Source organism: Immundisolibacter sp., from assembly GCF_041625615.1.
Lineage (GTDB): Bacteria > Pseudomonadota > Gammaproteobacteria > Immundisolibacterales > Immundisolibacteraceae > Immundisolibacter.
Window position 1 is genome coordinate 1 of sequence record NZ_JBFJTF010000077.1, and the last position, 10,819, is coordinate 10,819.

The following is a 10,819-nucleotide window of genomic DNA, read 5'->3' on the forward strand; positions in this document are numbered from 1 at the left end:
GGTTGCCACCCGGTCCCTGCCGGACGCGCGGCGCTGGCCGGCGCCGCCTGCGCCCGGCGGGCGCCCCCACCCTGCCCCTGCGCCACGGCCTGGCGACTGGCCTGGGACGCCGGCGCGACGCGCGTGGCGACTGGCGCGACCGGGCTTCGTGCCAGCGGGTCGAAAAAGGTCGCCGACGGCGCCCGATCGAACAGCGCCAGGCGTGCCGCCAGCGCGCGCTCTGTCGCGACGGCATCCACCACCCCGACCGCGGCGAGCCGGCGCAGGGCCTGCCTTACGGCACGGACACCGGGCAGCGGTGCGCCGCCCGCCTCACCCTTCACGGCGCTCACGAATCAGCTCCAGATGTACCAGCATCTGCCCCAACGTGAGGCCGGCAACATGGTCCGGTGTCCAGCCGAATTCGGCCGACAGCAGATGCGCAGCACGCACCAGCGGGTCGGCCGCGGCCGCCTGAAGGCTCTCCTCTTCCAGGGTGATGCCGCTGATGCCGTTGACCGCCTGCAGCAGGTGTTCCAGCACCCCCACCGGCAGCGCGTTGACCTGCGCCAGCGTCAATGCGGGCTCTTCCAGTGCGGCCTGCACCATGAGGGCGGACAGCAGCTGGTCGTTGTCCTTGGCGGCACGGGCGATGAGTGTCAGATCGCGCACCGTCAGCGGGCGCAGACGCACGCGGCCATCCGGCGGCGCGGTGGGCCCGAGCAGCTGCGGCGGCACCTCGACCTCGTGGGTCAGCGCGCCCCCGGCGAGCAGTTCGTCGGCACTGAGCATCGGACCGTTCCGAACGCGCTCAGGCGCCCTCGTCGGCGACCGTCAGGTACAGCGCCTGAAACGCCGCCGACTCCATGACGAAGTCGTCCTCCGGCAACGTGTAGGACCACTGGTCCAGCTTCACACCGTGCAGCGTGAGGGTGGACCTGACGCCGGGCACGGCGGCGTTTTCCGCCAGCAGCGTGATGTTGAATGCCGGCTGCGCCCACGACTGGGCCGGGCGTCCGTCGGCGGCCTCCCCGAGCAACAGGCGCAGGAGCGCGCCGTTCAGATAGGCTCGCTGGATGGTCCCACGGACCGACACGTTGCCCGGACGCAGCTCGGTTGCGTACCGCTGGCCGAGTTCGTGGAACGGACGCACCTCGGCGCGCACCTCCAGCGAGACACCGGTGGCGCGACCGATGGTGACCAGGTCGTTGCCATCGATGATGCCCTGGGCGGCCTCGGCCTCGCGGCCGTTGGCGGCCACCGTCGACAGCGTGATGGAGCCATCCGCTCCGGTGAAGACACTGGTATTGGCCATGACGATACTCCTCGCTGTGACGCGGACTTAGGACAGCGCCAGGGTGACGCGGATGTAGTCGATGCTGAATGTCGGCTGCAGGGCCACGTTCACCACGCAGCGACCGGCGATTTCGTCGGCACGGGTCGCCTTCACCTCCAGGGTGTAGCCGGTGAGCTGCTCGTCGACCAGCATGGTGGACAGAAAGCTGTCCAGCGCGCCGTTGAGCGCCTTGCGCACCCGCTCGTTGTTCAGACGCCCGATGAATGGATTGGCCACGTTGCGAATACCGGCCTTGGCGTAATCGACAATGCGTCGGGTCGTGATCTGGGCAAACGCCGCGCCCTCTGTGGTCACGCCGCGTACCACGCGAATGCCCTGGCGGCTTTCGAGCGCCAGCACGTTGCCGGACACCAGCGCCTTCAGTTCGCCGTAGCCGTACTTGCGGCCCAGTCGGGTGACACCGGCCAGGGTCTTGTTGGTGGGGCTGGCCTGCGGTGCGAGTGAAGCGACGAGACCCGCCACGGCGGCCGCGGTGTACTGCCCCGGCAGCAACACGTCGCTGCCATCCGGATCACGCCCATAGACCGCCGGCGTGGCCAGGACCAGCCGCTTGTCGGCATTGGCCTGGGCGATCACGTCGGCAGGCAAGGCACTGGCGGCAAGGTCGGAGCCGACGATGCCGATCACGTCGCGGGCATTGGTCTCGGCGCTGTTCACGGCCGCCTTGAGCAGCCCCGTGGCGGCGGCGGTATCGAGTTCCGGCGCCACCAGCAGATTGATGTCCTCCTTGAGAAGTTCATCCACGGCATCACTGAAATCGGCAGTGCCGGCCGCCACGGCGTGGGCATACACGGTGGTTGCGCCATTGCGGAACAGCAGTTCCAGCCCGCGCATCAGGTTGAGTGTCCCGGTGGAGACCGGATCGGCCGGCGCCCACAGTGCCTCGGCATCGTCCAGGCTGGACAGGATGTGCGTGGTACCCAGTGCGTTGGTGACCCCGGCCGCCGCCGCGGCGGTACCGACGATGCCGACATTGCCGTAGGCCACGCCCTTGGGGGCGATGAGCCCTTCCGCCTGCACGCGGATAAACGTGCCGGGAATGATCTGTTCCGCAAAATTTTCTTCCATTGCGCGGCCTCCGGGCAGTGACTAATAGAGTTCGATCAGGCGCACGCGGTGAAAGCGCGCGCCGGCGTTGCCTTGCGTGAAAAAGCCAAGCTCGCCTGCCGGCACCGGCAGGTCGGTGTGGATGTCCAGCGTCTGCGCGCCGTCCAGGCTGGCGCGCACGGTGTGGTCAAAGGCGGTGACGGTCAGCGTGTGGCGGACACCGGTGGCAAAACCCGCCGCAACCGCACCGAGCGTGTGCCACCCACCTTCGCCGTCGAACCGGCCGAACTGGTGATAGCCGTGCCGCTGCGAGGCCAGGAAATGCCAACGTGCCGTGCCCGAGCGACCAAACACGATGCCGATGCCATCCGGACTGGTGGCATCGAACTCGATGCTGGCGATGAAGCGCGACGACGCCAGCGGCACGCCACTGACCCGCCACAGCAGCTGCGAGCCGGCCTTGTGTGGATCGCCGAGGTCGAGTGGACCGCCCTGGGTGGCGGCGTTCTGCACAATGCACTGACCCGCCGCATCGAACACCCAGTCGCCGGGCGGCGACCCGGCATTCAGCGCCGCATCGTCGCTGGCCATGAACCGGCTCAGCGGCTGCGGCGCGCCGGCCAGGGTCCGGGTGGCCAGATCGAAACGGTAACGCGCGCGGTACGGCGTGTGATTGAGATCGAACGCCAGATCCAGGGTGTCGATCCGGCCCTCGGAGGAGGTCGGCAGGTGCAGGTACTCGAAGCTCAGTTCGAACTGAGCGCGGCGCGGATCGGGCGGCATCTGGTCGTTCAGGGCCAGGCGTTCGATGCCCCGCCCACGCAAATCGGCGTTGCTTTGCGTCAGCAGAGCGCTGACCACCGACTGCAGATGATCCGCCGCCGCCTGCTCGGCACCGCCGTCCACACGCACATCCAGTACCGCCCGCACGCAGCGCGCCACCACGGCGCCGCGCGGCTCGGCGTGCTCGCCGGCGTAGCCACCCAGCCCCCGGTGCCGCACGGCACTGGGCACCACCCGCAGCCGGTGCGACAGGCTCGGTGGCGGTGCCGGCAAGGCAATGCCGTTGATCGCCTGATCAAGCGCGCCCAGTGCAGCGACTGCGACCGGGTCAGTCAACTCCCTATCTCCACTGCTGATACCACTCGAACAGATCGCCGCGACACATGACACAGGCCGCGAACCGCCGGCATTCCGACACCTGCCTGTTGAACACGTGCTGGGGCGTGCCCGCCGAACTGCATGTCCTGGTTATCTTGCCGACCGCCAACCCCACCGCGCTGTCAACCAGTGCACAGAGACCCGCAAAGCCGTTACTTTCCTCAGCACCCTTCACTACCGCGACGGACCATGGCCACCTGGGCGATCGGCGACATTCAGGGCTGCTACGACGAATTGCGCACGCTGCTGCGCAGCATCGGGTTTCGCCCGGACCGCGACCGTCTGTGGCTGGTCGGCGATCTGATTAACCGCGGCCCGCGGTCAGCGGACGTACTGCGGTTCGTGCGGGCATTGGGCGACGGTGCGGTGAGTCTGCTGGGCAACCACGACCTGCATCTGCTGGCGGTGGCGGCCGGTCACGGCCGCCTCAAGCGCGGCGACACGCTGCAGGAGATCCTCGACGCTCCCGACCGTGCCGCACTGCTCGAGTGGCTGCGCGAGCGGCCACTGTTCCATCACGACCCCGACCTGAACGTGGCCATGGTTCACGCGGCCCTGGCGCCCAGCTGGGACATCCGTGCCGCCGCCGCCCGCGCCGGCGAGGTGAGCAGCGCCCTGCGGAGCGATCCGGACGGCTATTTCAGGCACATGTACGGCAACACCCCGCACCGCTGGGACGATGCCTTGCAGGGGCCGCAGCGCCTGCGGGTAATCACCGATTACCTGACCCGCGTGCGTTTCTGCCAGCCGGATGGCACGTACGACATGCGCGCCAAGGGGCCGCCGGGAAGCCAACCGGCAGGCTTCCTGCCGTGGTACGCGTTGCCGACACGCGCCAGTGCCGGCACGCCCATCGTGTTCGGCCACTGGTCCACCGTAGGCATGGTGGCGACGGACGATGTATTTGCGCTGGATACCGGCTGTGTCTGGGGACGGACGCTCAGCGCCCTGTGCCTGGAGGAGCGGCGTTGGGTCAGTGTGGACTGCCCGCAGCACGGCCGTTGATCAAGCGGCTACCATTGGCCCACGGTGCAGGCCATGATGGCTTGAAGGATCGACCGCGAACCGGCGACGCCATGACCGGCGACGCCTCGGCCGATACCGCCACGGATGGTTTGTGACTACACCTTAGCGTACGAGGAGAACTTGCGATGAACGCCATCCAGCGCCCACCCGGCCTGTCTTTCGACTGGCCCGGCCAATCAGACAGCGTCACCCGCGTACCCGGCCGGGTTTTCGTGGACCCGGACATCTACGCCCTGGAGCAGGAGCGCATCTTCCGCGGGCCGGTGTGGAACTTCGTCGGCCTGGAGGCGGAGATACCCAACCCCGGCGACTACAAGACGGTGCAGATCGCCGACACGCCGGTCATCGTCAGCCGTGACCGCGATGGCAGCCTCCACGCGTGGGTGAACCGCTGCGCGCACCGCAACGCCAAGATCTGTCTCGACAAGCAGGGCAACACCGACAGCTTCTACTGCGTCTACCACCAGTGGGGCTACGACCTCACCGGCAAGCTGATCGCAATTCCGTTCGCACGCGGCATCGGCGGTGAGGGCGGCATGCCGGCCGACTTCGACATGAACGCCGTGCGTCCCAGAAAGCTGCGGCTCGAGAACTTCTGCGGCGTGCTGTTCGCCAGTTTCAGCGACGAGACACCGCCGTTCGAGCAGTACGTGGGACCGCATGTGGCGAAGTTCATGCGCCGCATTTTCAACCGCCCAATCAAGGTCCTCGGCCATCAGCACCAGCACATGCGCGGCAACTGGAAGCTGTACGCCGAAAACCCGCGCGACGGCTACCACGCCAGTCTGCTGCACCTGTTCTTCGCCACCTTCGGCCTGTTCCGCGCCAGCCAGAAGGGCCAGCTGCACATCGACGAGAGCGGCCTGCAGACCTGCTTCTACACCTACGTCGACAAGGAAGACGAAGCCGCCCGCCAGCAAGGCATGAAGGAAGCCAGCCACACCTACCAGGAAGGCACCTATACCCTGGAGGACATGAGCCTTCTGAAAGGCAAGATGGAGTGGGATGACGGCGTCAATCTGGTGATCATCGACGTGTTCCCGATCATGATGCTGCAGCAGATCGCCAACGTCCTGAACATCCGCCAGTTCGAGCCGCACGGGCCGGACGGGGTCACCGTGCACTACACCTTCTTCGCCTATGCCGACGAAGACCCCGAACTGACCGAGATGCGCCTGAAGCAGATCAACCTGATCGGCCCGGCCGGCCTGGTGTCGATGGAGGACGGCCTGGCCATCGAGATCGTGCAGCAGGGCATCGCCAAGGACGGCGGCGCCGAGGCGATCATCGAGATGGGCGGCAAGGGCGTGGCGCCCGACACCACGTTTCTGGCCAGCGAAGACCCGGTGCGCGGCTTCTGGAACGGCTACCGGCGCATGATGGGCGTGTGACGCAGGTTATTCGGCCGGCACGGTTTCGGCTGTGTCGGCCGGAGCCGGTGACCGAAAGTCGACCAGCACCTGGGTGGCGTCCGGCAGCGTGAGACCCGAGGTCGCTTCGGCCTGCAGCAACGGCGCCAGCGTGGTGCGCAACACCGTGAACAGACGCGGGTTGGCAGCTTCCTGGCCGCGCAGCAGCGCCTTCATCTGCTGGCGCTGGCGGGTCGAGGCATCGCAGGTCGGGCAGTTGTCCGGAATCACCGGTAGCGGGCCGTTCTGCGCGAACGCCTCCGTCTGCCGTTCGCGGGCGTAGACCAGCGGCCGGATCACGCGCAGGTCGCCGTCGTCGTTCAGGTACCCCGCCGGCATAGCGCGCAGCTTGCCACCGAAAAAGGCGTTCATCAGAAACGTTTCCGCCACATCGTCCAGGTGATGCGCCAGCGCCAGCGTGCCGTAACCGTGCTCGCGTGCCAGGCCGTACAGCTTGCCGCGGCGCATGCGCGAGCAGAACGCGCACAGCGTACGACCCTCGAACGACCCCTTGGCCGCACGCGCCAGACTGTAGGTGGCCTGGTAGTACGGCACACCGAGGCCCTGGACGTAATCCGCCAGCGGACTGGGGTCGTAGCCCGGCATCTGCGGGTCGATGTTGGCGGCCCCGAGTTCGAAACGCACCGGCGCGCGCGCCTTCAGATGCAGCAGCACGTGCAGCAGCGACAGGCTGTCCTTGCCGCCCGACACGCCGACCAGGATGCGGTCGCCGTTGCGGATCAGGTCGAAATCGCGAATCGCCTCGGCGGTGGCGGTCACGAGGCTGCGCGGCGGCTTGATGGCGACGTTCATGGCGAAAGCACGGCTGGTGTAACGGCGGCGGCCGGCAATTGTCCCACAGCCCCACCCGGTCGCCGTGGGACAATGCGGCCGTCTACCGTGAGGAGAAGAGCATGGCCATCAGCAAAGTGACCAACGTGTATTACGTGGTGCCGGACATGGATGCCGCGGTGGCGTTCTACCGCGACACGCTGGGTCTGAACGTCAAGTTCAAGGACGGCGACAAGTGGACGCAGTTCGATGTGGGTGGCACGCAGGTGGCCATCGCCACTCCGGCGCCCGGTCAGGTGGACCCCGGCAGCAATGCCACCGTAGTACTGCAAGTGGACGATCTGGCCACCACGCGCGACGAACTGACCGCCCAGGGCATCGCCGTGAGTGAGGTCGTCGGCATGGGCGATCACGGCAGCTTCTTTACCTGCCGCGACCCCGCCGGCAACGTGGTGCAGTTCTTTGCACGGGCCTGAGGCCCGCGTCACACACCCTCAGTGGGGCAACTGGCGCCGGCCGGCAACGATCGACACCGCCTTGGCGATACCGATACCGACGCCCACCAGCAGCAGCACGCCGCCGAGCAGCACGCCGAACGGCCCGAGGGTGAAGATCATGATCACGGCGCAGGCCATCAGTGCCAGAGCAAGAACGATTGCGTCGTCCATGGCAGCCTCCTCCAGTGCGTTGTCCACACCCGAGACGGCGGAGGCCAAACCGGTCGCCGCACGGCCCGGGGCAAACCCAGCATACGCCCTTTGCGCAGCACGCGCCCATCGGCACCGTGATGGGCACCGGTCGGCCCGCTCGGTACAATCGACGACATTCATCCCATTGCAGGCAGGAACCGGGTGATTGCGCCGCATCACCGCCTCCCCCCATCGGCGGACGTGCCAGCCCGCCAGGAACCCGCCATGAACAAGCCTTCCGAGTCGACCACCGTGCCGCAGATCGCCGATGTCCAGGGCTCTCCGGACACGCGCCAGCTGGACATCGACCGGGTCGGCATCAAGGACATCCGCCACCCGGTGCGCATCCTGGCGCGCAACGGCGTCGAGCAGCACACGGTCGCCAGCTTCAACATGTACGTGCACCTGCCCCACAACTTCAAGGGCACGCACATGTCGCGCTTCATCGAGATCCTGAACGGACACGAACGGGAAATCTCGCTGGGCACCTTCCGCCAGATGCTGCGCGAAATGTGCGAGCGGCTGGAGGCACGGGCCGGACACATCGAGATGAACTTCCCGTTCTTCGTCAACAAGGCGGCGCCGGTAACCGGCGTCACCAGCCTGATGGACTACCAGGTCGGCTATGTCGGCGAGATCGTGCACGGCGGCGAGGAGCGACTGACCGCCCGGCTGGTGATCCCGGTCACCAGTCTGTGCCCGTGCTCGAAGAAGATTTCCGACTACGGCGCCCACAACCAGCGCACGCACGTGACGCTGACCGCGCACCTGCGCACGCCGGTGTGGATCGAGGAGCTGATCGAACGGGTCGAGGCGCAGGCCTCGAGCGAGCTGTTTGGCCTGATCAAGCGACCGGATGAGAAATTCGTGACCGAGCGAGCCTACGACAACCCGCAATTCGTCGAGGATCTGGTGCGGGACATCGCCGGCGCGCTGAACCGCGACGACCGCCTGGCCGGTTACGTGGTGGAGGCGGAGAACTTCGAGTCCATCCACAACCACTCGGCCTACGCGCTGATCGAGAAGCCGGTCGCCGCCGGCTGAGCCGCCGCCTCAGTAGCGTCGGCGCAGGACCAGGGCGTCCTGCACGTGCTCCATGCGCGTGCGTGACAGGAACGTCATCCCCAGCAGAACCCGGCTGGGCTGCGCGCCGCGAATGACCATGGCGCGCACGTTGGGAACCCGTATGCCGCCAACCGCGACTTCCGTCAGGTTCACGGCAAACGCCTCGACGATACCGCTGGCCGTCTCCACCAGGCTGCGTTCGCCGGCCCGATAGTCGATGCCGAGGCCACGCGCCGTGGCGTCGTTCATCGCCACCGTCGTGGCACCGGTATCGACCAGGAACTGCACCGACCGCCCGTTGATGGTGCCGGCCACCTGATACATGCCAGCGGCATCGCGGTGTATCCACACCGCCGGCGTCTGGCCGGCCTCCAGCACGCCGCCGACACGCCCGCCCAGAGGCACCTCGAAGGCCTTCCCGTCGGCCTGCACGCGTGCCGACCCCGCCGACACCGCCAACAGGCGCACACCTTCGGGACTGGTCTCACCGACCCGCAACATGCGCTGCGTGCCGTCCACCTGCAGCATGGCGCGCTGCCCGAGCACGGCCTGCAACTCCACCAGCGGCGTCGCGCCGGCGGCCAGGCTACCGGTCAATAGGAGTGCGAAAACACCAGGACGCAGGAAGCGAAACATGTTCGGAGCGCCCTGCCGTAACCGGCGTCAGCCGCTCAGACGCGCCTTGACGAGCCGACTGACCTCGGCCATGTCGGCGCGCCCCTGCACCTGCGGGCGCAACTGCGCCATCACTGCCCCCATGTCGCGTGCGCTTTGCGCGCCGCTGGCGGCGATGGCGTCATCGACGAGTCGCTCGATTTCATCCGGCGCCAGGGCCGCCGGCAGATAGGCCTGCAGCACTTCCAGCTCGGCCCGTTCCTTGGCCGCCAGGTCTTCCCGGCCGGCAGCCTCGAACTGGCTGATCGACTCGCGCCGCTGCTTGACCATCTTGTCCAGCACCGCCAGCACCTGGCTGTCGTCCAGACTGATGCGCTCGTCGATTTCGCGCTGCTTGATCGCGGCCGTGACCAGCCGCAGCGTGCCAAGGCGCTCGCGCTCGCGGGCGCGCATGGCCGCCTTGACGTCGTCGTCAAGGCGTTGCTTCACGGACACCGGCTTCAGCCCCGACGACCACCACGCGGGCGCCGCGCGCCACGGCCGGTGCGGGACAGCTTCTTCTGATGCCGCTTGACTGCCGCCGCCGCCTTGCGCTTGCGTTCCTGCGTCGGCTTTTCGTAAAACTCGCGCCGCCGTGCCTCCGACAACACACCCGCTTTCTCGCAGGTCCGCTTGAAGCGGCGCAGGGCAACGTCGAAGGGTTCGTTCTCGCGCAGTTGAACTACCGGCATGCAAAGTCCTCGAAGGTAGGGCCCGCCGGCTCCGCCCGGTTGACGGTCGACGGTCGAAAAAGAGGTAAATTCTACCTTCACTTGCCGTGGCGATGAAAGCCACGCCGCCCCCTCCCAATTTCCAGGCAACCCCATGTTGGTTCTGGGCATCGAAAGCTCCTGCGACGAAACCGGTCTTGGCCTGTACGACAGCCAACGCGGCCTGCTCGGCCACACGCTGCACAGCCAGGTGGCACTGCACGCGCAGCACGGCGGCGTGGTGCCGGAACTGGCCTCGCGCGACCATCTGCGCCGTACCGTTCCGCTGCTGCGCACGTTGCTGACCGACACCGGCGTCGACCTGGGACAGCTCGACGGCATCGCCTACACCGCCGGACCGGGTCTGATCGGCGCGCTGCTGGTCGGCAGCAGCATCGGCCGCAGCCTGGCCTTCGCGCTGGGCATTCCGGCCGTCGGCGTCCATCACATGGAGGCTCACCTGCTGTCACCGCTGCTGGATGCGGCGAACGCGCCGGGCTTTCCGTTCCTGGCCCTGCTGGTGTCCGGCGGCCACACGCTGCTGGCGCAGGTCGACGGCCTCGGCCGCTACACCATCCTGGGCGAGTCGGTGGACGATGCCGCCGGCGAGGCCTTTGACAAGACCGCCAAGCTGCTCGGCCTGCCCTACCCCGGCGGACCGGCACTGGCCCGCCTGGCCGAGCACGGCCACAGCGACCGCTTCACCCTGCCCCGGCCCATGACCGGCAAACCCGGGCTCGACTTCAGCTTCAGCGGCCTCAAGACCCAGGTGCGCCTGCTGGCCGAAGCGCATCCACAACCGGAGCACCGCGCCGACATCGCGCGGGCCTTCGAGGATGCCGTGGTCGACACGCTGCTGATCAAGTGCCGTCGCGCCCTGGCACAGACCGGCCTGAGTGCCCTGGTGGTGGCCGGCGGGGTCAGCGCCAA

At 67.7% G+C, this 10,819-nt stretch carries 14 protein-coding genes and 1 pseudogene; 5 read left to right on the forward strand and 10 right to left on the reverse strand.

All coding sequences use genetic code 11. The features are described from left to right. From ABYX71_RS07445 to ABYX71_RS07465, 5 genes and pseudogenes are all read right to left on the reverse strand, one after another. Positions 1-332 (reverse strand): annotated as a pseudogene (locus ABYX71_RS07445) (hypothetical protein); the annotation flags it as partial. After that, positions 313-771, reverse strand: a complete 459-nt coding sequence (locus ABYX71_RS07450) for a hypothetical protein (protein ID WP_372695880.1) — start codon at positions 769-771, stop codon at positions 313-315. The gene ABYX71_RS07450 and the pseudogene ABYX71_RS07445, both read right to left, overlap by 20 nt. Positions 772-790: 19 nt before the next feature. Next, a complete protein-coding gene (locus ABYX71_RS07455) occupies positions 791-1,294 on the reverse strand; it encodes a hypothetical protein (protein WP_372695881.1) in 504 nt (167 codons plus the stop codon). Positions 1,295-1,321: 27 nt separating this feature from the next. Continuing rightward, positions 1,322-2,404, reverse strand: coding sequence for a phage tail sheath C-terminal domain-containing protein (locus ABYX71_RS07460; RefSeq protein ID WP_372695882.1), 1,083 nt, complete (start codon positions 2,402-2,404; stop codon positions 1,322-1,324). A gap of 21 nt (positions 2,405-2,425) precedes the next feature. Then, entirely contained in the window at positions 2,426-3,502 is a 1,077-nt protein-coding gene (locus ABYX71_RS07465; protein ID WP_372695883.1) for a hypothetical protein, read from the reverse strand. 231 nt (positions 3,503-3,733) lie between these two features. Here ABYX71_RS07465 and ABYX71_RS07470 point away from each other — a divergent pair, with 231 nt between their 5' ends. Then, positions 3,734-4,549, forward strand: a complete 816-nt coding sequence (locus tag ABYX71_RS07470; protein WP_372695884.1) for a symmetrical bis(5'-nucleosyl)-tetraphosphatase — start codon at positions 3,734-3,736, stop codon at positions 4,547-4,549. Positions 4,550-4,695: 146 nt separating this feature from the next. Beyond that, positions 4,696-5,961, forward strand: a complete 1,266-nt coding sequence (locus tag ABYX71_RS07475) for an SRPBCC family protein (RefSeq protein ID WP_372695885.1) — start codon at positions 4,696-4,698, stop codon at positions 5,959-5,961. A gap of 6 nt (positions 5,962-5,967) precedes the next feature. Here the strand turns inward: ABYX71_RS07475 and ABYX71_RS07480 are convergent, their stop codons facing one another. Then, the gene (locus ABYX71_RS07480) at positions 5,968-6,792 is read right to left on the reverse strand and encodes an ATP-binding protein (protein ID WP_372695886.1); all 825 of its coding nucleotides are present in this window, start codon (positions 6,790-6,792) and stop codon (positions 5,968-5,970) included. Between the two features lie 101 nt (positions 6,793-6,893). Here ABYX71_RS07480 and ABYX71_RS07485 point away from each other — a divergent pair, with 101 nt between their 5' ends. Next, positions 6,894-7,247 carry a VOC family protein gene (locus ABYX71_RS07485; protein ID WP_372695887.1) on the forward strand — a complete coding sequence of 118 codons (354 nt, stop codon included), beginning with the start codon at positions 6,894-6,896 and terminating at the stop codon, positions 7,245-7,247. 18 nt (positions 7,248-7,265) lie between these two features. Here the strand turns inward: ABYX71_RS07485 and ABYX71_RS07490 are convergent, their stop codons facing one another. Continuing rightward, entirely contained in the window at positions 7,266-7,439 is a 174-nt protein-coding gene (locus ABYX71_RS07490) for a hypothetical protein (protein WP_372695888.1), read from the reverse strand. Positions 7,440-7,685: 246 nt separating this feature from the next. Between ABYX71_RS07490 and folE2 the strand changes: the two genes are divergently transcribed. Further along, complete coding sequence (gene folE2 / locus ABYX71_RS07495) at positions 7,686-8,504, forward strand: GTP cyclohydrolase FolE2 (RefSeq protein WP_372695889.1); 819 nt, start codon at positions 7,686-7,688, stop codon at positions 8,502-8,504. Positions 8,505-8,513: 9 nt separating this feature from the next. Here folE2 and ABYX71_RS07500 read toward each other — a convergent pair whose 3' ends face one another. The 3 genes from ABYX71_RS07500 to rpsU form a co-directional block, all read right to left on the reverse strand. Continuing rightward, the gene (locus tag ABYX71_RS07500) at positions 8,514-9,122 is read right to left on the reverse strand and encodes a TIGR02281 family clan AA aspartic protease (protein ID WP_372695890.1); all 609 of its coding nucleotides are present in this window, start codon (positions 9,120-9,122) and stop codon (positions 8,514-8,516) included. A 66-nt stretch (positions 9,123-9,188) separates the two neighbouring features. After that, complete coding sequence (locus ABYX71_RS07505; protein ID WP_372695891.1) at positions 9,189-9,635, reverse strand: GatB/YqeY domain-containing protein; 447 nt, start codon at positions 9,633-9,635, stop codon at positions 9,189-9,191. 5 nt (positions 9,636-9,640) lie between these two features. Next, complete coding sequence (rpsU, locus tag ABYX71_RS07510) at positions 9,641-9,871, reverse strand: 30S ribosomal protein S21 (protein ID WP_372695892.1); 231 nt, start codon at positions 9,869-9,871, stop codon at positions 9,641-9,643. Between the two features lie 133 nt (positions 9,872-10,004). Here rpsU and tsaD point away from each other — a divergent pair. After that, on the forward strand, positions 10,005-10,819 hold an 815-nt coding region (gene tsaD, locus ABYX71_RS07515), incomplete at its 3' end, for a tRNA (adenosine(37)-N6)-threonylcarbamoyltransferase complex transferase subunit TsaD (protein WP_372695893.1).

Coding starts and splice junctions, on each gene's coding strand:
- ABYX71_RS07450 (WP_372695880.1), bottom strand. CDS start 771: ATGCTCAGTGCCGACGAACTGCTCGCCGGGGGCGCGCTGACCCACGAG.
- ABYX71_RS07455 (WP_372695881.1), bottom strand. CDS start 1,294: ATGGCCAATACCAGTGTCTTCACCGGAGCGGATGGCTCCATCACGCTG.
- ABYX71_RS07460 (WP_372695882.1), bottom strand. CDS start 2,404: ATGGAAGAAAATTTTGCGGAACAGATCATTCCCGGCACGTTTATCCGC.
- ABYX71_RS07470 (WP_372695884.1), top strand. CDS start 3,734: ATGGCCACCTGGGCGATCGGCGACATTCAGGGCTGCTACGACGAATTG.
- ABYX71_RS07475 (WP_372695885.1), top strand. CDS start 4,696: ATGAACGCCATCCAGCGCCCACCCGGCCTGTCTTTCGACTGGCCCGGC.
- ABYX71_RS07480 (WP_372695886.1), bottom strand. CDS start 6,792: ATGAACGTCGCCATCAAGCCGCCGCGCAGCCTCGTGACCGCCACCGCC.
- ABYX71_RS07485 (WP_372695887.1), top strand. CDS start 6,894: ATGGCCATCAGCAAAGTGACCAACGTGTATTACGTGGTGCCGGACATG.
- ABYX71_RS07490 (WP_372695888.1), bottom strand. CDS start 7,439: ATGGACGACGCAATCGTTCTTGCTCTGGCACTGATGGCCTGCGCCGTG.
- folE2 (WP_372695889.1), top strand. CDS start 7,686: ATGAACAAGCCTTCCGAGTCGACCACCGTGCCGCAGATCGCCGATGTC.
- rpsU (WP_372695892.1), bottom strand. CDS start 9,871: ATGCCGGTAGTTCAACTGCGCGAGAACGAACCCTTCGACGTTGCCCTG.